The following is a 23,707-nucleotide window of genomic DNA, read 5'->3' as shown; positions in this document are numbered from 1 at the left end:
GTCGCCCGGAACGTTAACCGTTACATATCTATCAGGCCACGTTGGGAGAACGATGCCACATCCATACACACAGGCGATCAGAGCGCGCGAACAGGGGGAGGGAGGCATCCGCCTCCAGAAGGTGCTGGCCCAGGCCGGATTCGGCTCTCGTCGCAAATGCGAGCAGATCATCACCCAGGGCAGGGTCGAGGTCGACGGCGAGCTGGTCACCACCTTGGGCAGCCGGGTGGACCCATCCCACCAGCAGATCCGCGTTGATGGATCCCGCATCCATCTGAACGACAAGCATGTCACCCTTGCCCTGAACAAGCCGCGCAAGGTCCTTTCGACCATGGACGACCCCAAGGGCCGGTTCACCCTGCGCGACATCATCGGGGACCGCTACGAGCGGGTCTTCCACATGGGCAGGCTGGACTATGACTCCGAGGGCCTGATCCTCATGACCGACGACGGGGAGCTGGCCCAGCACGTCATGCACCCGCGCTACGAGGTGGAGAAGACCTATATCGCCACGCTCAGCGGCCACATTGGCGGCAACGTCTGCCGGAGGTTGGTCACCCAGGGTGTGGAGCTGGATGACGGCCTGATTCGGTTGGACCATTGCGCCATCATCGACCACAACCGCGAGCACACCATCGTCAAGGTGGTCCTGCATTCGGGCAAGAACCGGATAGTCCGGCGCATCTTCGGCGCCATCGGCTACCCGGTGACCCGGCTGGTGCGCACCCAGATCGGCCCCATTCGGCTGGGCGAGATCCGTCCGGGCTCCTACCGGGTGCTCTCCGCCGCCGAGATCAAGGCCTTGGATAAGGAGGTCGGACTGTGATCACCGTCGCCATCGATGGCCCTGCGGGAGTGGGCAAGTCTTCCACCTCGCGGGCCCTGGCCAAGCATTTCGGCCTGGCCTACCTGGATACGGGCGCCATGTACCGGGCAGTCACCCTCTGGTGCATGGACCGCGGGCTGGACCTGGACGCAAACCAGCCCGACCAGGAGGCGATCACCGAGGCCGTGGCCGATTCCATCACCGGTGGCCACCTGGTCATGGGACTCGACCCCGAACATCCCACTGTCAGCCTGGACGGTCGTGACGTGGATGAAGAGATACGCTCTACCAGGGTCTCCGAGCATGTCTCCGTGGTCTCTTCGATTCCGGCTGTGCGCCGGGTTCTGATCGCTGCTCAGCGGGCCATTATGGCCGACCAGGAGCGGGGCGTGGTGGCCGAAGGACGGGACATCACCACCGTGGTGGCCCCGGATGCCCAGGTCCGTGTACTGCTGACAGCCCGTGAGGAGGTCCGCCAAGCCCGTCGAAGCGGCCAGGCCCAGGCCGGGTCAGCCGGCGCCGAGGATCTGGCTGCCCGGGATGCCCGGGATTCCAAGGTCACCTCTTTCATGAGCGCAGCCGACGGGGTGACCACCGTGGACAACTCCGATCTGACCTTCGAGCAAACCCTGCAGGTCCTGATCGATCTGGTCTCCTCGGCTATGGAGGAAGACTCCTACGACGAGTACGCCCGGAACCTGGACGACTATGAGCTGAATGAAGAGGACCGTGCCCTGCTGGAGGGCGGCTCCGAGAACCAGGATGACCAGGACCAAGGCCCTAAGGCCGTGGGCGTGCTGGCCGTGGTGGGAAGGCCCAACGTGGGCAAGTCCACCCTGGTCAACAGGATTCTCGGCCGCCGTGCCGCCGTGGTCGAAGACACCCCTGGCGTAACCCGGGACCGTGTCAGCTACGAGGCTGAATGGGCCGGCACCCAATTCAAGCTGGTGGACACCGGCGGCTGGGAAAGCGATGTGGAGGGCATCGAATCCGCCATCGCCTCCCAGGCGCAGGTCGCCGTATCCCTAGCAGATGCCGTCATTCTGGTCGTGGATGGCCAGGTGGGTCTGACCGCCAGCGACGAGCGGATCGTCACCATGCTTCGGGCCGCCGGTAAGCCGGTCGTCCTGGCCGTCAACAAGCTGGATGACCGGATGGCCGACTACACCGCTTCGGAATTCTGGAAGCTGGGCCTGGGCGAACCCTATGCCATCTCCGCCATGCACGGCCGGGGGATAGGTGACCTGCTGGATGCAGCGCTGGAACAGCTCAGCAAGGCTGAGAAAACCTCGGGATTCCTCACCCCGGAGGGCCTGCGCCGGGTAGCCCTGGTCGGGCGGCCCAACGTGGGCAAGTCCTCCCTGCTCAACCAGCTGGCCCACGAGGAGCGGGCCGTGGTTCACGATGTGGCCGGCACCACCCGTGACCCGGTCGACGAGGTGGTACAGGTGGACGGCGAGGACTGGCTATTCATCGATACCGCCGGCATCAAGCGTCGCCTGCACAAGATCTCGGGTGCCGAGTACTACTCCAGTCTGCGCACCCAGGCAGCCATCGAACGCTCAGAACTGGCGCTGATTCTCTTCGATGCCTCCCAGCCCATCGCCGACCAGGACCTGAAGGTTATGAGCCAGGCTGTGGATGCCGGCCGGGCCATCGTCCTGGTCTTCAACAAGTGGGATCTGCTGGACGACTTCGGCCGTCAGCGTCTCGAGCGGCTCTGGCAGACCGAGTTCGACCGGGTCACCTGGGCCGAGCGGGTCAACCTGTCTGCCAAGACCGGCTGGCACACCAACCGGCTGGCCAAGGCCATGCGCACTGCTCTGGAATCATGGGACAAGCGCATACCGACCGGCAAGCTCAACTCATTCCTGGGCAAGGTTCAGGCTGCACACCCGCATCCGCTGCGGGGCGGCAAGCAACCGAGGATTCTTTTCGCCACCCAAGCCTCCACCAGGCCGCCGCGTTTCGTGATCTTCGCCACCGGCTTCCTGGAGCATGGCTACCGCCGCTATCTGGAACGTTGCCTGCGCGAGGAGTTCGGCTTCGAGGGCACTCCCATCCAGATCTCGGTGCATATCCGCGAAAAGAAGAAGCGCAAATAAAGAAGGTCCCTGGGCCGGTTCTTTAGTCGGCCCAGGGACCTTGCCTTCTCGACTAGACGGCCTTGTCTGCAAATCCTTGTAGAAAGAACTATGTTTCTGGACATTTGTTGTATTTAGGGGACCTCCAAATCCTTCCAAAAGATTCAGATAGTCCCCCATTACGTATATGCAGATCTGTTATTTGCAGTCTCCTTCAAACCACTCATTGCATATAAGCTCTAACGGTGGTAGACAGGTCCGCCCTGCCCGGCATACTTTCTGCCAGCGTATGAACCATAGGCAAATATGAGTACAAGGACGACTGCCAGAGCGGTTCCACAGATCCAGTAGAGCCTGACTCCGCTATAAGCCAGGGCGGCCAGGATCATGACCACGCCCAGAATCATGAAGAGCACCCCGCCAAACTGCTGACAACGGCGCCAAGCCTCGCGGCTGGCGTAGGCACCTGGCACTCGAAAACCGCTGATGCCGTTGGGTCTGGTTTTAGGAGCAAGATTGCCGATGACTATGAGAGTCAGACCGGTCAAAAGCATGGCGACCTTATCGATACCGAAATCCGTCGGCCACCATCCCCAATGAGGATCAGCAACAGCTAATTCGAACAGATCTAAAACCGTGAAAATAATCTGCATGCATAGACCACCAAGCAGAAAAACGGTCAAGGTATGCCCCGCTTCATCACCACGTTTAATCAAATATGCACGCAGGACGAGCATGAGGATGGTCCAAATCAGCGCAATGACCAGGCAGAAGCAGGGCATCCAAACCAGCTCCTGGGGAGAACCCCAGCGATCCACCTGGTTCTGTGCATTCCAATGAAGCGGGACGTTTTCATTCGGCAGACGATTGACCACTATGCGGCTTACGCCCAGCATGATTATCCCCGGCAACCACTGAGCCGCGACAAGGGTCGGTACGAACCGACCCGCTTTGCCGCCATCCGCCATGAGAGTCTCCTTAGGACTCGGAAACCGCCGTCGAACCAGTTTCCTTGCTCACAGTCCGTGGCTCGGGCAGACTTCTCTTGTCGCTGGCGCTGGTCCGCAGGCGGTAGAGCCACTGAATAGTGCTGTCCAGCACACTCAGATTGAGTTCGTAGATGACCCTGGTGCCCTGCTTGTGGCCGACAATCAGGTCTGCTTCTTTCAACTTCCGCAGATGATAGGACAGCTTGGACGGGGTCATTCCCAGCTTTTCGGCCAGGCGTCCCGCCTCCATGCCGCCCTGCTCCAAAAGATCCAGCACACGACGACGCAGGGGATCAGCCAGAGCCGCTGTTGTCTCTTGAATAGCCATAAATCTCCTTTTTCGATGATTTTCTCTAGTATTTGCATGCTAACATTGTTTCAACCAATATTGTATATATTCTTCAACTTTTATGTGCTTTTCGCTCGCTGAGCGCAAAATAATTGACAATCGCTCGGATTAATGGCTTGTGTAGCAACATTAAACTGTTGAACATACCTACTTTTCTGCAGCCAAGGCTGATCGGGGAGGGCCTTGGCTCTAAGCCGCTGGGCAGGTCATGCTCTTAGGTCATGCTACTATGAAGAACTTCGACAGACAGGAGAACGTACGGCGTGGGTGAAGATAGAACAAAAGTCAACATTGGCAAGGCCGCCATCTTCGACTTGGACGGCACACTTCTGGATTCCATGGGAGTTTGGAAGGAAATCGACCAACGTTTCTTTGCTCGCCGCAACATCCCCATGCCGGACGATTACGCATCTGCAGTGGCCTCCATGCAGACCGGTGCCATTGCCAGATATACCATCGACCGCTTCCACCTTGACGAGCGCCCAGAAGATCTTGTGGAGGAGTGGAACGAGGATGCACTCCTGCTCTACGCCACAGCTGTGCAGCCCAAGCCCCATGCACTCGATTACCTGCAGGCGCTAAAAGCCAGCGGTGCCGCTCTGGCTGTGGCAACCAGCCTCCCTCCGCGCCTGCGACAGGCTGCTCTGAAGCACGCTGGGATGACCGATTGCTTCGACCAGGTCTGCAGCGTGGATGATGCCAAAAGCATCGGCAAGGAGGAACCGGAAATCTACCTGTTGGCTTCACGGATGCTGGGAGTTGCGCCCGACCACTGCACAGTGTTCGAGGATCTTCTGGTCGCCGTCGATTCGGCCAAACGCGCTGGGATGAAGGTCTGGGCCATGTACGACCAGTCTTCGGCCAAGGATTGGGATGCCATCCTCTCTGAGGCCGATGGCGCTATCACTGACTTCGCCCAGGCGCCTGCCATTCTCTGATCCACTCCGCACCGGCTGGAGCCAGCTGTTACCATGAAAGCGTCAAGTGTTTGGTGGAGGCGTTATGGGCAATTCAGGCAGAATAAATGCCGGTTGCTCAAAGTGGCTGTATTCACGTTTGCTCGCTCGTCTGGGATTGCAGAATTGGTGGCCGGCAGAGACCGACTTCGAGATGATGACCGGAGCGGTGCTGGTCCAGCATACGGCCTGGGGAAACGCGGCCATGTCCATCGAGCAGCTGCGCAAGGCCGATCTGCTCAACCCCTGCAACATGGCCGACGTCGATCTGGCAAGGCTGACGAACTTGATCAGATCAAGCGGCTTCATGAAGGCCAAGGCACGCACCTGCAAGGCCCTGGCTCAGTGGCTGCTGGGTCACGGCATCCGCACGGCCGATGTCGAGGACTGCGCAGATGAAGGTCTGCGTGACGACCTGCTCACCATTGTCGGGGTTGGACGCGAGACGGCGGATGTCATACGGCTCTATGCCTTCGGCCAGCGCTGCTTTATCTGGGATGCCTATGCACGCCGGATGCTGGACGGTCTGGGATGGGCCTCCTTGCGTTCATACCAGGAGGGCGAAGAGTACGAGGCGGATTTTATTCAGGTTGATCAATGGCCGCTCAACGACTTGCGCGAATACCACGGGTTGATTGTCCAAGCAGGCAAAAACCATCGCAACCCCCAAGCCTATGCCGCCTTCCTTAAGGAACTTGGCGGTCATGAAAGCTCCTCCAAGTGAGTTGAACCCTTGTACCTCGGCCGAGTCACAAGGCATATGACGGTATCCCGATACGGCACCCCTATAAAGCACCTATATTATGGCTGCATCTTATGACCGTGTTCCCGCGTAACAATCTTGTCCCTACCTCGGTGAATCGCACACAATAAGGCATCGACTTGACTTCAAGCGGATTGAACTTCGTAGACTATGTTTCATCCGCATACTTGGCAGGCGAATACGCCAGGTAGTGAAGAATGGGGAGCAGGAGCATGAAGGCAGCAAAGTTTGTGAAGCCGGGCCGCATCGAGCTGGAGGAAGCGCCGATGCCGACCATTGAAAAGCCGGGAGATGCTGTGATTCGGGTCATTCGAGCCTGCGTGTGCGGATCCGACCTGTGGTGGTACCGGGGTATTTCCTCAATGCCCTCAGGCAGTCACGTAGGGCACGAGGCCATCGGCCTGGTCGAGAAGGTGGGCTCGGATGTCACTCATGTCAAACCTGGTGACTTCGTCGTAGCACCCTTCACTCATGGCTGCGGGCACTGCGCGGCCTGCAGGGCCGGCTTCGACGGTGACTGCCTTGATCCGGACAGGCGGGGGAGCGGCGGCTATCAGAGCGAGTATCTGCGATTCACCAACGCGGACTGGGCCTTGGTGAGGATTCCAGGCCAACCTGAGGACTACAGCGACGACATGCTCGACTCCCTGCTGACCCTCTCCGACGTGATGGCCACCGGTTATCATGCAGCCGCTACAGCCCAGGTCAAAGAAGGCGACACAGTCGTGGTCATGGGCGATGGAGCGGTGGGTCTGTGCGGAGTCATAGCAGCCAAGCTGCGCGGGGCCGAACGCATCATCGCCATGAGCCGACATGAGGACCGCCAGAGGTTGGCGCGTGAATTCGGGGCCACTGACATCGTGGCTGAACGTGGAGATGCTGCTGTGGAGCAGGTCATGGCCCTCACCGACGGAGCAGGAGTCGATGCGGTTCTGGAATGCGTGGGCACCGAACTGTCCACCGATACCGCCGTCAGGGTGGCCCGGCCCGGCGCAGTGGTCGGACGGGTCGGCGTACCGCAGCAGGCTACCATGGACACCTCTAAGCTCTTCTGGCGCAATGTCGGGCTGCGAGGAGGCACGGCCGCAGTCACCACATATGACAGGCATCTGCTGCTTGACCAAGTGCTCAAGGGCAGCATCCAGCCAGGCAAGGTCTTCACCAAGCGCTTTGCCTTGGATCACATCCAGGAGGGCTATGAGGCCATGGACCAGCGCACCGCCATCAAAGCCCTGCTGCTTGTTGGCGAATGAGGCTGCAGCAGTAATCAGCTGATTCTCGGCGCTGCTGACATTACCGGTGGCGCCGCGTAAGCATGCCTGCCTGAACATGCCTCTTATTCCGAAAAAATAAGGGCCGAGTCAGGGATAATTCAGGGTAAATCAGGGTATTTCATCCCTTCTTTCGCTGATATCAATGGAAGTGACTGATGACGACAAGGATGACCGTCATACAGGGTCAAGCGACGAACGAGGGCACATGACATCTGCGAGGCGAATCAGCATTACTGAGCGTAGATGCCTCGGTCTGGAAGGTCGTCGATGATCATCCAAGGGAAAGATGCAACCATGAATAACCCCAACGTAAGCGTGAGCAGAGGCCCGACACCAACGATTGAAGCTACGGGGCTGTCCATGGTGGTCTCCCCGCGCCGCGGCGATTCACTGACCATTCTCAATGACATAGCATTCACTGCCTATCCGGGGGAGATGACCGGCATCATAGGGCCGTCAGGCAGTGGCAAATCGACGCTGCTGTACTGCCTGGCTGGGCTGGAGAAGGCCACTAGCGGCAATGTGCTTCTGCTGGGCAAGGACATAACCCGTCTGGGGCTGTCGGCCATGACCAAGTTCAGACGCCAGCATCTAGGCTTTGTATTCCAGTCCTACAACCTGATCACCAGCATGACAGTCGAACAGAATCTGGCTCTGCCATTCACCCTTCGCGGATCCCGCTTTCCCAGAAAGACGGCGGATTCACTCTTGAAGTACTTTGGCTTGATCGATCAGAAAAAGCAAAGCGTCACCCTGCTGTCAGGCGGCGAGCAGCAACGTGTTGCCCTGGCCCGCGTCCTGTTATCCGACGCAGACGTGGTATTCGCGGACGAGCCGACTGGCGCCCTGGATCAGGAATCCGGAGAAAAGGTCATATCGGTGCTGAAGGAACTCGCCAACCACGAGAAGAAAACCATCATACTGGTGACGCATAGCAATGAAGTGGCAGGTCAGTGCGATCGGTTGTTTGCCGTGCGCGATGGCCGAATCAGCCAGTCATTCTCTGCGAAAGCGCCCATGGCATGAGAGGCGCTCTGTCCGAACTCAAAGCAGCGCCCATGGTCTGGAGCGCCGTCTTGCTGGCCATGGTCGTATCCCAGACTGTCATCTGCTCCCTCATCGCGATCGCCACGATCATTGATCAGGACTATCAGGGCCCGGAGCAGGAACTTGGATCCACATACACCGGTCCCGCCTTGGCATTCAGCGTGATCATCACCATAGCTGTGCTGCTATGGGTCATGAATTCAGCACTGAATCAACGCCGGCATCAACTGGCGCTCATGGTTTTGCAAGGCGCTCTGCCTTGGCAACTGCTGGCCTGGAATCTGCTGATAGTAATGGGATTATTCATCCTGTCTGTTGCAGCCACCTGCCTTTTGCTGCCGGTGATTACGCCCTTGACCTTCGCCATGGTGACAAATCCATTTGATTTGCATTTGACCTATGCCGGCAGACACCTGTTCGATTCGCTAGGCAAAGGCCTCGCTTTCAGCGCTGCGCCCATCTTCATAGGCACCTTGTTGACTATCCGTTCGCTCTCGAAAATACGACCAATGGAAGCCCTCAGGCAATCCCAGAACCCACCAAAGCGGATAGGCGTCTTCCGCTTCCTCCTGGGAATAGTATGCCTGATTGGCGCGGGCTGCATGTTGCTGATTCCAGCTTTTGCACTTGCAACTAACCCTCGTGCCAGTCAGATGAGCAGCGATGCCGCTCCAGATCGGATGACGGTATTTCTCGCCTTCGCTATGGGCGGCATGTTCCTCCTGATATTCTCGCTGGCAGCTTTCGCGCCATACCTCCTGCCCGGCTTCACGGCGATATGGACGCGTATTGTGGCGTTGCCATCCAGAACCTGGAGGCTGGCAGGCCAGCAGGCTGTCGGCAGCATACAGCGCCAGGGAGCGACGATCATCCCGATGACTGCGGGTCTATCATTGCTGATGACCGTCGGCGGAGGGTTGAGCACAATGATCACCACCTTGCTAGTCGCTTTTCCCCACACACCAGGCAGCGTTCCGGCGACCACAGACATGTTTGCGAGTCTCTTGGCGCTCACTGGACCGCCAATAATCATCGCGATAACAGGTGCAATTGCAGGCACCTTGATCACTTCCAAAGGCAGAGGACTTGATCTGGCGCTGACCTACGTATCAGGTGCTGGAATCGGACAGCTTAGAGTATTGGGAGCGCTTGACGGCATCATCACTATGATTACCAGCACACTGCTCTCCCTGGTCATCACCTTGCTCTGCACCTCATCCCTGACCTTCATGCTCTCGCGCTTCATGGGCAAAGCACAGATGAGCGTGCAATGGGGCGCTTGGATCGTAGTGGTGCTCATCGCTTCCCTGCTTGGTGCCGCAGCCACAGGAATCCAAGCTCTGACCACCAGATTCGAGAACTCTGTCAGTGTCATATCTCATGCCATAGGCGAGTAATAAAGTCCTGCTGCCTAAGCCCGGTTACATATTTGAGCCACAGCAAACCTGCCGACCTCTGCCATTCCCTCATGCCTCTTGTTAAATAAATTAAGTCGGGTATATGCAGAGCTTGGCTTGATGAATTTAATTGTTAGGTAGGTGCAACTGTGAGCACTTGAATTCGCGACGATTTCCTACACGCGAGCATTTGCAAGGCCCATATAGGGTACAGTCAATGACAAACCGTGACAGGTGACGATAAACCAGTCAAATCTTGTCAACAACAGACAAATGGAGGACCGTCATGGCACGACCGACCACCAAGGAAGAACTCATCAAGGCGGCTGATGATGGCTTCGACAAACTCATGGCGCTGCTTGAGCCGCTTACACCTGAAGAGCGCAATGGCCGCTTTTCCTTCGACCTGAGCAAGGAGAAGGGGGCCCATTGGGCACGCGACAGGAACATCAAGGATGTGCTCGTCCATCTCTACGAGTGGCATCAGCTGCTGTTGAACTGGGTGGAGGACAACCAGCAGGGCAGGATCCACGACTTTCTTCCTGACGGCTACAACTGGCGCAATTACGGCGAGATGAATGTCAAGCTGCGGGACAAGCATGATGACACCGCCTACGATCAGGCCTTGAACCTGTGTATCGAATCCCATAAGAAGGTCATGGCCCTGGCGCAATCGTTCACCAACGAGCAGCTATTTACCAAGGGCGCCCTCCCATGGACAGGAAACTCTACCTTGGGCTCTGCCTTCATCTCTTCGACCTCCAGCCATTACGACTGGGCCCTGAAGAAGATACGGAAGTACTTGAAGGGGCGCAAATAAACGCTAGGACACCTACACCTGATAAGAGGTTGCCTGATACGCAGACGTTAAGGAATTGTCTTGCGACGGGATTCACAGGATGGACGATCCCAAAAGCAGCATCCCAACATATTCGTAATAGCAATGGAGCATAACCGCGATAACCGCTTGCATAGCCGTAAGCAAGACGATATCTAGGATGTAGACAAAACAGAGAAGGACATCATCAGTGAAACGATCTCGCATTGATCCAGATGCTGATGATATAAGGCTGATCAAGATGGTGGCTGACGGAAATGAATCGGCCTTTGAAGCGCTTTACAATAAGTATGCTCATACCGTCCAAGCCTTTATTTCCCTGCGAATATCCGACGACGAGGATGCCAGTGAAGTTTTTGCTGACACATGGCTGGGCTGCTGGCGTTCCTCAAAAACCTTTCGCGCAGACAGCAAGGTGCTTACCTGGATACTCAGCATTGCCCGCCGGCAAATCTATATGAAACGTCGCAAACCGAAACCACCTGACCAAATGGATCAGGTGGAACTTGACTCGATAACCGATGATCAGTTGGAGCCTGTAGAACTGGTCAATAAGGACCTGACGATGGAAATAATACGGCAAAGGATTGATGCACTCCCAGCAGAAATGGCATACACGGTGACGCTGGCCTGGCTCCACGAGTTACCCTACCCGGAAATAGCCTCCTTGCTCGACGTTCCGGTTGGGACTGTGAAGTCTCGTATTGCCCGGGCAAGGCAGATCCTGCGCCCGCAGTTGACCGACCTCGCTCCTGTCAAACCCCATAAACTGCAGAGCCAGAGATAATTGAAGGGGTGATTATGACAGACCGATACAAGAGCACAAGCCCAGACAGCACAAACCCAGTTACCGAACAATACCAGGGTGAAGTTCAGAAGGTTCTTAGAGAGAAAGAGCAGAATGCCCAGCCGGCAGTTCCGGCTTTTACTAGCGTAATGAAAGCCATCCACCAGAAGCCGTCGCTGGCAACGGATCAACCGATACCATTCATGCGTCAAGTACGTTCCTGTGGCCCACTTATTCGGGCCCAATTCCGCCTCATGCCGCGATATATCTTACTGGTAGAAATTGCGATAGCAGCGTGCTCCGTTTTAATTAGCAACCTTATGCAAGGTGCGCGTTACGGCAGTCTCGGTCTGCATATTTTTTCAAATATGCTCATGCTCAACATGGCACTGACCATGATCCTGGTCTTTTCTATTAAAGATGATCGTGAATTAATGCTCAGTATGCCCCTGGGACCTCAAGTTGTAGTAGCTATTAGACTGTTGCTGGCCTTTATCTCCAATATTGTCGTCGGGGGAGTAGCCTTATTGATTGTCACTACAATCAACCCTGGAATAAGACCCCTGCAGGTTATCGCCCAAACCATAGCCCCCATAACACTCCTGGCGAATATCGTGGCCCTCTTATGCATATGGCAATGCTCTTGGATTGCACTGCTCCTAGGGATACTTGCACCACTAATGAGAACTTTGCAGAACTTGAGGTCATCATTTTTCCTACCGGCATGGGTCAATTCGGTACCGACTACAACCGCAGCCTGGGCAGGGACCATCTTACTGACAGTGGGACTCCTATCTGCTGCTATCCTTACAGCCCCTCTTGCCTGGCATACTCAACTCGCCGGTGGAGATAAAAATTAATGAACCTTTTCATCCTCTCTCGCTACTAACCAAGCAGACGGAACGAGTAGCGAACAATGTCTGGCAGCAGCCGAGGCCAAAACCAGATATGAGGAAGGTGGACGAGGTTGGCTTTCGTAGGTATACAGCTCAAGAGGCTTTATAGGCCGGTATTACTGCCGTTCATACTGACTGCAGGCATTCTTCTTGCGGGCTTCTTACTGGAGGGCATTTGGTCACCGGGCCGCATACGGCCGGTTATGATGGCTCTTACTCAGGTGCCAGTAATTGCTGCTGGCCTATCTACAGCTTTTGTGCTCAATGGTGACCCAATCGTTGAACTTGCTGAATCAACCCCAACTGGATGGCGAAAGGTTCAAGTGACCAGGCTGCTTATCATTACCGGAGCATTTCTTACTGCCGTAGGCCTTCTTTTTACCGGCTTGCATATGATGCGACTTTGGCCACGTGACCTGGGATGGGTGAGCATCATTACCCCGGTTGGCAGTATATTCATCGTCAACTGTCTGGTTTTCCTTATAGCCGTACTCACCACGTCTATGTCAACATCGTCGCTGGCTTCCATAGCTATTTGGCTGTTTCTATGTTTTATATGGGATCCATACATCACCGATCCGGTCCGGCAACGACTCATTCCATTGTTTATTGCAGCGGCAGGCGCAGTCTTCGGATGGAACATGTGCGGTGATGCGGAGCACAATGTTGTAAAGGTGGCGGCCCTATGAGGATACTGAGCCTTGTACGCATCACGCTACTGATGTTTTATCGGCGCAAAGCCTTGTGGATAGCCAGCATACCGCTGGCGCTCTTCGCCCTCTTTTTGGCCTATGCTTCTCCTATGTCACCTGGATTCAGCAACATAGATGGTCTGGTTTTTACCGGACAGGTTCTTGCTATGTTCACCCCGTTGGCATACGCAGCATCTTTTAGCGACCTTATGACTGCCGGCAGGCGAACAGGTATGGGCGAACTTGAATCCACCTCCCCCTTGCCGATGGCCGTCATCCGCTCAGCTCATGTCTTGGGAGCCTGGGTCATCTGCATATCATCTTCCCTGCTTTTCCTTGTATTGATCGCAATCTACCAAGCCTTTAACGGCAACGGTAAGGCAATACTTGTGGCCCTGGCAGTAGCATTTGTCATACTCGCGCCATCAATACTGATCGCTATGGGAATATCCGCCCTGCTAGGAGCCCTGTTGCCCACGATCGTAGCCCGAATTCTTGCCGTCCTGGTATGGGCTTGGCTGGCTTTCTATACCCCCCTCTTACCACTTCCAACACTCAATGGTGGCCCGCTGGCAGTCATTGGCGATCCCATTGCACAGGGATGGTTCCATACCGATCCTATGTACGCACCAGCGAACGGCCCCTTTACCGTCCAATCAGGAGTCATATCCCTGCTCTGGCAGGTGTGTATTATCTTGCTCCTTTTCACTGGTGCAAACATAGCCTCCGACCGCATAAAAGCTCGGGTCTGACTTTCATCTGACTTTGAAAGGAATTGCTCACATGTTTATCTCTATTGACCATCTGACCAAGGATTTTCGGGGGAGACCGGCTGCTTTGAACGATCTGACCGTTGATCTTCCACAAGGCATGATAGGGCTCATAGGTCCAAATGGTGCCGGTAAAACAACCCTCATGCGTATTGTCACCGGAATAATCAAACCGACTAAAGGTAAAATTTTTATTGATGGACAAGACCTCTCTTCCTCGGCCAACAGGCGAAATCTAAAACGACGCCTGGGTTATCTGCCACAGCACATAACCCCCTACGAGAACCTGTCCCCGCTTGAATTCCTTGACTATATCGGCATCTTGAAAATGATCGACAATAAACGTGCACGGCAGGAGCAGGTACATACCCTCCTGGAACAGGTGGGATTGGAAGACGTGATGAACCAACCTATCGGAGGGTTGTCCGGGGGTATGAGGCGTAGGGTTGGCATCGCACAGGCCCTTATGGGCGACCCCCAGCTGCTGGTAGTCGACGAACCGACAGCGGGGTTGGATCCCGAAGAGCGCATGCGGTTCCGCACGCTCCTTGCCCAGCTGGGACAGGATCGAACCGTTATCCTTTCCACCCACATACTCGATGATGTTGCACAAACCTGCCCCTGGGTATGCGTATTACGTTGCGGACGCAACCAGTATGACGGGCCGACAGAGGGGCTGATCCATGAAGCTGCCGGTCACACCTGGGTCACGCCCCCCATTGTGGCCCCACCGGAAAATGCCACAATCATCAACGCGGAACCCACCCCACAGGGGACAAGATACCGCATAGTTACCGATACACCGCCGGCAGGCTCTGTAGAAACTGCGCCCAACCTTGAGGACGGATATATGGCTTTGGCCAGCGAGCGCTAGAAACCGCCTCCAAGTATGAAAGAACGTCGATAATTATGAAACGAATCAAGCAGAGCCTCAGAACCCTTTTCCTTATATGCGCCACAATTATGCTGACAGTGGGGGTTGTCGGCTGCACTGATGGTATGAAGCACCCTGAAGAGTATCCCACTGATGGAAGCAATAAGGTTGCAGCTACCAGCAACCCGCAAACAATTTCGAAAGAAGATCTGGGTCACACCTGGCCTCTTAAAGTTGATGAGGGCACCGTGTCATGCAAGCTCAGCAAGCAGCGAGACCCCATCCTCCGCTTTACCACCTCAGATGGTGAACAGTACGCACTGAACCAGGTACAAGACAATGAGCATCTCAAAAGCATTGAAACATTAAAATCAGATAAGAGTAAGTCAGTAGGAACTCTGATGAGTTTCGCCTTCTCGGTCTGCGACGTCCCAAAATAAACCATTTTTACAGCGCTCAAAAGGTGGCTAAACGGTGGGCAACAATAACAACAGGTCACCCAGGTTGACCGCGTAGAGAACATCCTCACATTGTCTGTCGCGGATATTACTCATTCCCTGTGATTCGCGAATCCCGTTCAATATGGGCCAGTTGAGAGGGCAATTGCTCAAGAGTCATCTGGGTAATCTGCCTCCTATAACTATCGATTTGCTCATCAATTGGTTTATAGAATCGCCCGATAAACTGCAAGACAGTACTTTTTCAGCACCAGACAGCCTTATAACTCACACAGTCTGATTCCTGCGAACAGTTGCATTGCTGATCTTCTAGTCCCAGCTCTGACACAGCAGTCAACATGTCACCCGAATGGGGGACATAGATATAGCCACTGGGATGACATAAGAAGCGAGAAGATCTTTTTACTCTCATGGTGTAGCGCCTCCAAAGCCGATTACGGCGATACCAGTTGCGCAAACACGAAAGAGAGAGAGACAGTATGCAAACTCGCGAAGTCAGGAGACAAGAAGACCCCTTGCCAGTGATCAAGGCTTCACAACCTCCGATCAGTCACAAAAAACTCAGCCTGATCATGATTGGACTTATTGTGGCTGTCTCTATGACCAACATAGATTCGACAATCGTCTCCTTGTCGAGTCAGGCAGTCCAATCAGGTCTGGGTCTGACCGCAAGCGGCATACAGTGGATTGTTAACGCCTATATGCTGGCTGCAGCCGCCACTTTCCCCATCTGCGGGCATCTGTCGGATCTAGCGGGCTACAAACGTATCATGCTTTCAGGTACATTCCTTTTTGGAATGGGCAGCTTATGTTGCGGACTTGTTCCTGCAAATTCACTGTCGCTGATGCTGATGATTCTCTCCCGAGCTCTGCAAGGCATCGGTTCAGCCATGATGTTCCCGGCCGCTATCGGTATTCTGTTCTCCTACTCAGCAGAAAACAAGAGGGCCGGAAACATGGCCCTGTTCTTCGCCATCACAGGAGCTATGACATGCTTGGGCCCCATTCTGGGATCTTGGCTGATTCAATACTCCTGGCGCGACATCTTCTTCATCAATCTGCCTCTTGCTCTGGTGGCCATCGTCATGATCGTCTCGATGATTCCAAAGGACTCACCCACAACCGAACACGGTAGTCAGCATATTGACTGGGCTGGCGGCCTAGCCGTAGGACTGGCCATGATAGCTCTGATCGTGCCGATTCAGCAGGGCAGCACCGTCGGCTGGTCGGATTGGCGCATTATTGCCAGTTTTGGTGCCAGCCTTGTGCTATTTCTGGTGTTCGGCTTCTGGGATTCGCACGTTGGGAATCCAATCATTAAACTCAGAATCTTCCGCAATGGCCCATTTGACATTTCCCAGCTCGCCATGTTGGTAGCCGCCGTGATCTTCCAACCCATCATGTACTTCCTCAGCGTCTATGGACTCCTTGCACTCAACCGGTCAACATTGATGACCAGCCTGTTCATCCTCTACTTTTTCTTAGGCTTCCTGGTTTCCGCCTTGTTGGGCGCCCAGCTCTTCAACAGACATGGCATGAAACCGGTATTGCTGATTGCCGGCTTGATAGCTGCAACGGGTTTCTCCCTCATGTCGCTTACAGCCGGTTCCCTGGATAAAGGACTACCCTCCAATACCGTCTGGTTGTCGCTTTCCATGGTGGTTGCAGGCGCAGGGATCGGATTCATGTTCTCGCCATCATCCACTGATGCGGTCAATCGGGCCATCAATGCTTCTTATGGTGAAGTGACTGCCATCAATCAGACCTTCAAAAACTTCGGCGGCGCTTTGGGCATGGCAATGCTTGGACCCTTGTGTACCCGTTATTTTGCCCTGGATATTCATAAGGCCTTGGGCAAGTACGGAGTAAGTGCATCCCGAGCGCAAGCCATCGCAGATACTATTGGATCCGGAACTTCGGCAGGTGCTCAATCACAATTCGCCAGTATGCCCCAATCCATGCGGAATATGATCATGCCTCTGATCAGGGCTTCCTATGCCAGCGGCAGCAGCAAGGTCTTCCTAGCTATGGCCTGTATGTCCTTACTTTTCATTCCCTTGGCTCTTTTGTATCCCCGAAAAAGCAAGCAGATTTTCACTGAGAAGACGGTCGATAGCCAATGAAGATCCCGGTTTCGGAGCTTGGAAAAACGAAAACCGGACGATCTCTACAAGCATTTTGGCAGTAGGGTGAATAAGTGTGGAAGTCATGGGAGACATGAGTGAAGATCACTGAGGAAATCAATCGAGAAGGCCAACGGCAAGACCGGCTCTCGATGAATCTGGATGGTGATTGCGTTGACGGTCGACTTGACGCGACTGCAAGAACGGATGCCCAGCGTCGGCGTCTTCATAACACCTGGAACTGGTATTTCATTGTGGAAGCAGGCTGCGTGATAGGAGCCGATTGTTTCTTCTCTACTGCTTCCATGACCCATAAGCTTGTTTCAATTCTTCTCATCCTATTGCCCTGCCTGTTTTTCATGATCTTGGTTCTGCCTAGGGTATTTGACAAACCTCAAGGGTCTGACCGGCAAACGACAGATCAGCCAGTAAGCAAAACAGGAGCATATGGTTGGATTTTTGCCCTGCTGTCACTGGTCTGCTTGCCCATGGGCGCCTGGTTGGATGGTACCGCTATTCTGGCTCAGCTTTTTATCGTGCCACAACTCTTCATCGCTTTTGCCTATCTTCCTGCCCTGGGATTGGTAGGAGTCCTGAATATGGCCTATCTGGGCATGGTCTTGGCTGGAAAGAGATTCTTAAGCACTGATCTAACCGGCAATCTTATGCTCATGGTTCTCGTGGTGGTATTCTCCGCAATGATTGGAAAGTCCTTCAATGTCCTGGCTTTGACCAACGGGCATAATCAAATGCTGCTGGACAAAATGGAGTCTCAACAAAAGACGATTCGCAGGCTCAGCAGAGCTGAAGGAGCATCCATTGAGCGGGAACGTGTCGCCAATGAAATGCATGACACAATCGCCCAGTCTTTGACTTCCATTCTGGCCTTGGCCAGGGTAGCTCATGAAGAACTGTATGACGACCTGCCTGCAGCGCGAAAGCATCTGGAAATGATCGCCAGCGCGTCGAAAAGTTCTTTGGATGACACCAGAAGGATGATAGCGGATTCGGCACCTGCTGATCTGGATGGCAGGGACCTGAAGACGGCCCTGGAGCGGACAGTGCATGCCACTGCAGCAAAGACAGGTTGTCAATCGCAGTGCCTGGTTCAAAGCACCTTGCCGCCCTTACCTAAGCAGACCGAAGTCAACCTGCTACGTATAGTCCAGGAGTCCCTGACTAATATTTCCAAGCATGCCAATGCCCAGCATGTACAGGTGAGCTTGCTTTTGAAAGGGCAGGAACTGTTGCAGCTTCGGATCAAGGATGATGGTTGTGGCTTTGATATTCAAAACTTGGATTTCCAGGAGATGGAAAAGGCCGGGCATGGTTATGGTCTGCGAGATATGGCCAAACGAGCTCAAGATGTGGGTGGGCGCTGTACGGTAACCTCAGTTCCCGGGCAAGGCACCTCTATAACTGTAAATATCCCTATCGAAAGACCAAGTAATGCTGCTCGACCAGATGAGGAGAAAGAATGATCCGGCTTGTCATGGCTGACGACCACCCCATGGTTCGGGAGGGTATACGCAGCATGCTTAAACGCCATGCGGATCTTGAAGTGGTTGCTGAGGCATGCAACGGCGCCCAGGCCATAGAGGCTGTAGCGAAAACACGGCCAGATTTGTTGCTCCTCGATCTGCGGATGCCTGACATGAACGGGCCTGAAGTCACTCGGAAGGTGCTGGCTTCTTATCCCAAAACCAAGGTATTGATCCTGACCACTTACGATTCTGACGACGATATTCTGCCGGCCATAGAAGCCGGAGCCAACGGCTATTTGCTGAAAGACGTCGAACCTCATGTCCTGGCCCAAGCCATCCGTGACACTGTTGCAGGGTCCACTGTACTGAATCCGACCGCAGCGAAAGCAGTCAGCAAAGCACTGCGTCCAGCGACCAGACCAGCGCTATCCGAACAAGAGACGCGCGTACTGCGCGAGGCCGCCAAAGGCATGACCAATCGGCAAATTGCAGAGCACTTATACATCAGCGAGGCAACAGTGAAAACATATTTCAGCCGGATCTTCGCCAAGCTGAAGGTAAGCGATCGCACGGCTGCTGTAGCAGAGGCCATCGAAACTCTAGGCCTAAGAGACATTTAATTGTTGCTCTTAAAATCAAATCATGACAGGGGAGAAGGGCTTGAACTTTGCTCATTGACCGTGCGAGTTCAGATAAACTTCGGTCTGCCTTTTATCGACAGCCAAGGCAGCCGTAAGGGTAAGGGCCAGGCCTTCTGGAGTGTGAATCCTGGCTTCAAGCGAGTTCCACGGCTTACGTATTGGAGCTGAGGTGGATCCCGGTCGGAGGCGCTCGCATGCATCCACAATCTTGCCTATCTGCTTTTCCGTGACTGCTACGCTCAGGCTTCCTATGGGCTTCATCTCTGTGTCAGGGCTGCCAGCATCGGGGCCACTCTTGCGGATCAGCACATCCTGAAAGGCCCAGCGCCGCAAGTGAATCATCACGCCTGGCATGGTGTATAAATTGATGAAACCCAATCCCTGCATCCAGAAAACCTCTGATTCTTCCAGATCATGGCTATACAGGCACATGAACATGGGCATGAGGTAAATGCCCCTATAAGGTTCCGGCGGCTCCGCATCCTTCCCTGGCTCCGGCACGGGACTTATGCCTGCACCTGTATAAGCAGTAGCTTTGGTCTGGTGATGGTTGTGCATGGTTACCTCGTTCCTTATTTGAAGGATCTTCAATTGGGTTGTCAAACAGAAAACGTGATACGTAGATGGAAGATATTGACTGCGTCACTCCCATTTGGCGGTTGACGGATCTATCCCGTTTGCACGCGCTACAGTTTCGATTGCGACCAGCATCCATTGCGCCAATCCAGGTTCCAGTTGTTCATAGTGGGATCTGAAACGTGGATCAGCCACATACATGCGTCCAAGAATGACGTGCATGGAAGGCGTTACGTGGAACCATGACAGAGCCAGCCGATGCTCGTCAATCAGTTCTAGAACCTTATCTGAGGACGGTGGCAGACCTTTTCGCTTGGCTTGTGCAAGCTCACTTTCTACATTTTTGAGCCGGGCCGTGTCCTTTTTCTGCTCTTGCTCGGAGCACATGGCCTTTCGCTCCGCATACTCAAGCCACTGCCTGCTAGTACCCCAGCGTTCGTATGCTTCCGAAAAGTACTGGTCCTCCTGATCGGTCTTCGTGGCGGCTGAATCATTACCCGACTTCCCCTCAGCAAGGGTTATGAGCCGGTCCAAACGATCCGTAGCTTTCCTAAGAAGCTGGATTTTCTCCTCAATTCGCGAACGCTGGCCCTGCAACTCGTCCAAGGCCAGCGGTGCCTTGCAATTGAGCAATGCCTTGATTTGTCGGACATTGAAGCCCATCTCCCTGTATGTCACAATTCGCTCCAGCTGCACGACGTCATCCTGCAGATAATGCCGGTAATTCGACTGGTCGCGAAAGGGGGAGATCAGTCCTTCCTCCTCCCAGTGGCGCAACATTCTCCGACTGACCCCCGTAAGCTCAGACATCTGACCGATGCTCAAGCCGCTCTTGCTGCCCTCGCCAGTGGATATGCTCTCTCGTGTCATGCCTTGACCCTAAACCCTGCCATCATGTCAAGGTCAAATCAATTTTTTCCTGAGGATGAGGGTGAGGGAGTGCATGCAAACACCGGCCTCAAGCATCCCAATAACAGGTTCTTGAGGAGGACGCTTTTGGCCCTGCTTGTTTGCGGAGTATTCCCTGAACATGAAGACGACTAAATCCAGCGAGGCACCTTTCCCGTGGATGTAAATCAGCCTCGTCAGCAGCGACTTGTCCCCTGTGGGGGACAGTTTCTTTTCCCGCGTTGAAGGATTGTGCCCGCCGAACTTGCATAGGAATCAGTTGAATTCCTATCGGAAGGGGAGGCGCAATGGCATATACGGACGGAAGCAATCAGCCACAGCTGGCTGTGGCCACTCAGGGTTTGGTCAAGGCCTATGGCGGATTTAAAGCCGTGGATGGGCTGAATCTACGGGTGCCGGCTGGCGAGGTCTATGGACTGCTGGGACCAAACGGAGCCGGAAAATCGACCACCATGAAGCTCCTTCTGGGATTGACAAAACCGACTGCCGGAAGCATGTGGCTGCTAGGACAGCAAGTCGGAAAGAAGACTACGATCCAGCCGGGCCGTGTGGGCTCCATGATTGAAGGACCCAGCTTCTATCCAGGCCTATCGGGTCTCGATAACTGCCGCATGGTTGCCGATTATCTGGGTCTGCCAGTTTCAGCTGCCTCAGAAGTGCTAACCAAAGTTGGATTGCGGGGATACGAGAAAAAGAAAGCGGGCGCCTACTCTCTAGGGATGAAGCAGCGGCTGGGTATCGCCATGGCGCTGATTTCGCAGCCGGAGCTCCTGCTCCTGGATGAGCCCACCAATGGCTTGGATGCCGCGGCGGTGGTCGAAGTGCGACAGATGATCATGGACTTGGCCGCATCCCAGGGAATCACCATCATCATCAGCAGTCATATCCTGTCCGAGATCGAAAAGATGGCTCCGGTGGTTGGCATCATTGCCGATGGTCATTTGCTCTACCAGGGGACATTGGAAAATCTGCGCGATAAGGGTCATATCGATCTGCGGGTGTCCGATCCTGAGCTCGCGTCAGAGATACTTGAAACTCAAAGCATTCACCACGAATATATCCGGAAGAGCGCAACCCTGCGCATTCCCGAGATACCCGATCCGCAAATTGGGACGCTGGTGACTCGGCTGATATCGCATGGTCTGCAGGTATACCGTGTCGCTTCCGAACGCAAGAGCTTGGAAGAGGCCTTCCTCGAACTGGTGGAAAACCCACAGAACCATGTTGCGCAGGGCCCTGTGGAGCCGTCCGGTCATAAACAGAGGAGCATACGATGAGCTCTGTCGAATCATTCTCCATGCGGCCCGAAGAATTTCGATTGGGAAAACCGCCACGCTCATCCCATCCTGGAAGGCCACTTATTCTACTTTCGATGGAGCTTCGCAAGTTGAAAGGCTCCTCATTTTGGTGGATGGCCTTGGGCATGATAGCCCTGGTTTCGGCATGGTCGGGCTTGGCATTCATGAAACGAGCTGAATCTGCGAACCCCGCCACTCTTACCGTAGCCCTTGCACAAGGTGAGATCTTCCAGACTGTCGGCCTGCTGGCACCCATCCTTGCAGCTCTGATGACCAGCCGGCTTGCCGTCATGGAGAGCAGCGAGCGCATGGATCTCAAATGGCAATCCCTAGGCCAGAGTGCGACTGGGAGGTTTCTTGCCAAGCTCGTAGTTACGGGGTGTGTGATTTCGCTATGCTTCGTGATTCCTCTGGCGTGGATACCGCTGTCAGCTTCAGCACAAGGGTTCCATCTCGATGGCAGTCTGGCCGATTACATACTCCTTCCGGCACTGATTGCTTGCTTCTCATCCATGGCTGTCACGGCCATACAACTCGCCCTCTCCCTGACTATCGAAAGACAGGCCATAGGCCTGGGTCTGGGTGTGATAGCCGGTCTGATCGGGACTGGACTGGGCCCGATGAATATGCCGGCTCTGGGCTGGTTCTTCCCAGCCGGGATCAGTTCCGCGGCCAGCCCGTTCCTGTTTTCAGCCAGCTCTGATGGTTTTGCCAGAATGATCTTGGTCGCCAATCCCTGGCCAAAAGTCCTGACTAGCCTTCTGGTCTGCGTTATCTGGTCGGGAATATCAGCATTCATCATCAAGGTCAAGGAGTCAGGCCGATGAACAGGCAATATCCTGCAAACGCTATAACCATCACCCCGATGCATCGCCACAGGCCATCAATCGTCGCCGCCTGCAAATGGGAGATCCGCAAGGCCGGCAATCTCTGGTACTGGCTGGCCACCATACTCTTCGACGCCATAGGAATCTTCAACGGTTGGGACCAGTATCAGAGCTACAAACCGGACTTCCAGGCTCAGGGGGTGACCTGGGCTGCGGTCTGGGGGCAGGCGATCCTTCTGCCAAGCATGGTCTTCATGCCAGTCCTGGTCGCGGCCTTTGCAGCCCAGGTTGAAGCCAACGAGCACAAGGGACGAAACTGGCAGCGTCTTAATGCCTCAGGCATGGTCGGGACTGCCCTAGCCGGGAAGATGCTGCATGGACTGCTGGCCTCCCTCCTTACCGTCGCCATCTTCGAATCCGAATTCATACTCGTGGGTGTTCTGGTAGGAGGATTCAGCCCAGTGGAACTCGGTCCCTATCTTATGCGTGGCTTACCGATGACGTTGGCAGTGTGGGCCATTATGACTCTGACCCAGGCCATAGCCGCCAGAGCCGAATCCTTCGCCTCGACTATGAGCATCATGTTTCTGCTCACCCTGGGAGGCTGTGTGCTGTCGGTTGCCACACCGGCCTTGGCGCTGCCGTATCCGCTGGCCTTGATCACCACTGCATCCGCAGCCCGTGACATGGGCAATATCGCATCCACGACCTCTATGGCGGCTTCGTCTATGACAGCAATCCTCTGGGTGCTGATCAGCCTCCTTATATTTCGGCACCAGGCTCGCAGAGCCATTTAGTCTCAAGTACAACATCAAGTAAGTGAGGATGCAGCACTTGCCAGGCCGCACA

The 23,707-nt window shown here is 54.8% G+C and carries 24 protein-coding genes; 20 read left to right on the top strand and 4 right to left on the bottom strand.

What is annotated here, in order from left to right:
* The first annotated feature begins 52 nt into the window (after positions 1–52).
* Complete coding sequence (locus CI601_RS05740) at positions 53–826, top strand: pseudouridine synthase (protein WP_121914650.1); 774 nt, start codon at positions 53–55, stop codon at positions 824–826.
* The gene (der, locus tag CI601_RS05735; RefSeq protein WP_121914649.1) at positions 823–2,931 is read left to right on the top strand and encodes a bifunctional cytidylate kinase/GTPase Der; all 2,109 of its coding nucleotides are present in this window, start codon (positions 823–825) and stop codon (positions 2,929–2,931) included. The genes CI601_RS05740 and der overlap by 4 nt, the downstream gene beginning before the upstream one ends.
* A 218-nt stretch (positions 2,932–3,149) precedes the next feature.
* On the opposite strand, the gene CI601_RS05730 is transcribed toward der, so the two are convergent.
* Positions 3,150–3,878 (bottom strand): SdpI family protein, encoded by a 729-nt coding sequence (locus tag CI601_RS05730; protein ID WP_121914648.1) that lies wholly within the window; start codon positions 3,876–3,878, stop codon positions 3,150–3,152.
* A 10-nt stretch (positions 3,879–3,888) separates the two neighbouring features.
* Entirely contained in the window at positions 3,889–4,227 is a 339-nt protein-coding gene (locus CI601_RS05725; RefSeq protein ID WP_101432353.1) for a metalloregulator ArsR/SmtB family transcription factor, read from the bottom strand.
* 311 nt (positions 4,228–4,538) lie between these two features.
* On the opposite strand from CI601_RS05725, the gene CI601_RS05720 reads away from it, so the two are divergent.
* From CI601_RS05720 to CI601_RS05650, 15 genes are all read left to right on the top strand, one after another.
* Complete coding sequence (locus CI601_RS05720) at positions 4,539–5,186, top strand: HAD family phosphatase (protein ID WP_183129794.1); 648 nt, start codon at positions 4,539–4,541, stop codon at positions 5,184–5,186.
* Between the two features lie 118 nt (positions 5,187–5,304).
* Positions 5,305–5,928 (top strand): endonuclease III domain-containing protein, encoded by a 624-nt coding sequence (locus CI601_RS05715; protein ID WP_183129774.1) that lies wholly within the window; start codon positions 5,305–5,307, stop codon positions 5,926–5,928.
* Positions 5,929–6,179: 251 nt separating this feature from the next.
* On the top strand, positions 6,180–7,220 hold the full coding sequence (locus CI601_RS05710; RefSeq protein ID WP_121914645.1) for a zinc-dependent alcohol dehydrogenase family protein: 1,041 nt from the start codon (positions 6,180–6,182) through the stop codon (positions 7,218–7,220).
* Between the two features lie 315 nt (positions 7,221–7,535).
* Positions 7,536–8,267 carry an ABC transporter ATP-binding protein gene (locus tag CI601_RS05705; RefSeq protein ID WP_259465338.1) on the top strand — a complete coding sequence of 244 codons (732 nt, stop codon included), beginning with the start codon at positions 7,536–7,538 and terminating at the stop codon, positions 8,265–8,267.
* Between the two features lie 32 nt (positions 8,268–8,299).
* On the top strand, positions 8,300–9,685 hold the full coding sequence (locus tag CI601_RS05700) for a hypothetical protein (RefSeq protein ID WP_121914643.1): 1,386 nt from the start codon (positions 8,300–8,302) through the stop codon (positions 9,683–9,685).
* A gap of 286 nt (positions 9,686–9,971) precedes the next feature.
* On the top strand, positions 9,972–10,505 hold the full coding sequence (locus CI601_RS05695; protein WP_121914642.1) for a ClbS/DfsB family four-helix bundle protein: 534 nt from the start codon (positions 9,972–9,974) through the stop codon (positions 10,503–10,505).
* Between the two features lie 208 nt (positions 10,506–10,713).
* Positions 10,714–11,310 carry an RNA polymerase sigma factor gene (locus CI601_RS05690; RefSeq protein WP_259465337.1) on the top strand — a complete coding sequence of 199 codons (597 nt, stop codon included), beginning with the start codon at positions 10,714–10,716 and terminating at the stop codon, positions 11,308–11,310.
* 14 nt (positions 11,311–11,324) lie between these two features.
* Positions 11,325–12,170 (top strand): hypothetical protein, encoded by an 846-nt coding sequence (locus CI601_RS05685; protein WP_121914640.1) that lies wholly within the window; start codon positions 11,325–11,327, stop codon positions 12,168–12,170.
* 107 nt (positions 12,171–12,277) lie between these two features.
* Positions 12,278–12,895, top strand: a complete 618-nt coding sequence (locus CI601_RS05680; protein WP_121914639.1) for a hypothetical protein — start codon at positions 12,278–12,280, stop codon at positions 12,893–12,895.
* Positions 12,892–13,650 carry a murein hydrolase transporter LrgB gene (locus tag CI601_RS05675; RefSeq protein WP_121914638.1) on the top strand — a complete coding sequence of 253 codons (759 nt, stop codon included), beginning with the start codon at positions 12,892–12,894 and terminating at the stop codon, positions 13,648–13,650. Before CI601_RS05680 ends, CI601_RS05675 begins: the two co-directional genes overlap by 4 nt.
* A gap of 31 nt (positions 13,651–13,681) precedes the next feature.
* Positions 13,682–14,542: an ABC transporter ATP-binding protein gene (locus CI601_RS05670; RefSeq protein ID WP_121914637.1), complete on the top strand. Its 861-nt coding sequence runs from the start codon at positions 13,682–13,684 to the stop codon at positions 14,540–14,542.
* A gap of 35 nt (positions 14,543–14,577) precedes the next feature.
* Positions 14,578–14,982 (top strand): DUF2511 domain-containing protein, encoded by a 405-nt coding sequence (locus tag CI601_RS05665; RefSeq protein WP_121914636.1) that lies wholly within the window; start codon positions 14,578–14,580, stop codon positions 14,980–14,982.
* A gap of 467 nt (positions 14,983–15,449) precedes the next feature.
* Entirely contained in the window at positions 15,450–17,123 is a 1,674-nt protein-coding gene (locus CI601_RS05660; RefSeq protein WP_395948004.1) for an MFS transporter, read from the top strand.
* Between the two features lie 98 nt (positions 17,124–17,221).
* Positions 17,222–18,604, top strand: a complete 1,383-nt coding sequence (locus CI601_RS05655; RefSeq protein ID WP_121914634.1) for a sensor histidine kinase — start codon at positions 17,222–17,224, stop codon at positions 18,602–18,604.
* An 11-nt stretch (positions 18,605–18,615) separates the two neighbouring features.
* Entirely contained in the window at positions 18,616–19,227 is a 612-nt protein-coding gene (locus CI601_RS05650) for a response regulator transcription factor (RefSeq protein ID WP_259465336.1), read from the top strand.
* Positions 19,228–19,278: 51 nt separating this feature from the next.
* Here CI601_RS05650 and CI601_RS05645 read toward each other — a convergent pair whose 3' ends face one another.
* Both CI601_RS05645 and CI601_RS05640 read right to left on the bottom strand, forming a co-directional pair.
* Positions 19,279–19,806 (bottom strand): VOC family protein, encoded by a 528-nt coding sequence (locus CI601_RS05645; protein WP_121914632.1) that lies wholly within the window; start codon positions 19,804–19,806, stop codon positions 19,279–19,281.
* Between the two features lie 84 nt (positions 19,807–19,890).
* Positions 19,891–20,694 (bottom strand): TipAS antibiotic-recognition domain-containing protein, encoded by an 804-nt coding sequence (locus CI601_RS05640; protein WP_121914631.1) that lies wholly within the window; start codon positions 20,692–20,694, stop codon positions 19,891–19,893.
* A 365-nt stretch (positions 20,695–21,059) separates the two neighbouring features.
* Here CI601_RS05640 and CI601_RS05635 point away from each other — a divergent pair, with 365 nt between their 5' ends.
* The 3 genes from CI601_RS05635 to CI601_RS05625 are packed head-to-tail and all read left to right on the top strand — an operon-like array spanning position 21,060 to position 23,655.
* Positions 21,060–22,010 (top strand): ABC transporter ATP-binding protein, encoded by a 951-nt coding sequence (locus CI601_RS05635; protein WP_259465335.1) that lies wholly within the window; start codon positions 21,060–21,062, stop codon positions 22,008–22,010.
* On the top strand, positions 22,007–22,858 hold the full coding sequence (locus CI601_RS05630) for an ABC transporter permease (protein WP_121914629.1): 852 nt from the start codon (positions 22,007–22,009) through the stop codon (positions 22,856–22,858). The genes CI601_RS05635 and CI601_RS05630 overlap by 4 nt, the downstream gene beginning before the upstream one ends.
* Complete coding sequence (locus CI601_RS05625) at positions 22,855–23,655, top strand: ABC transporter permease (RefSeq protein WP_121914628.1); 801 nt, start codon at positions 22,855–22,857, stop codon at positions 23,653–23,655. Before CI601_RS05630 ends, CI601_RS05625 begins: the two co-directional genes overlap by 4 nt.
* Positions 23,656–23,707: the final 52 nt, after the last annotated feature.

This window comes from Bifidobacterium sp. wkB344 (assembly GCF_003688305.1).
Lineage (GTDB): Bacteria > Actinomycetota > Actinomycetes > Actinomycetales > Bifidobacteriaceae > Bombiscardovia > Bombiscardovia mizhiensis.
The sequence above is the reverse complement of the archived record's forward strand: the minus strand, read 5'-3'. Positions and strand labels throughout refer to the sequence as shown.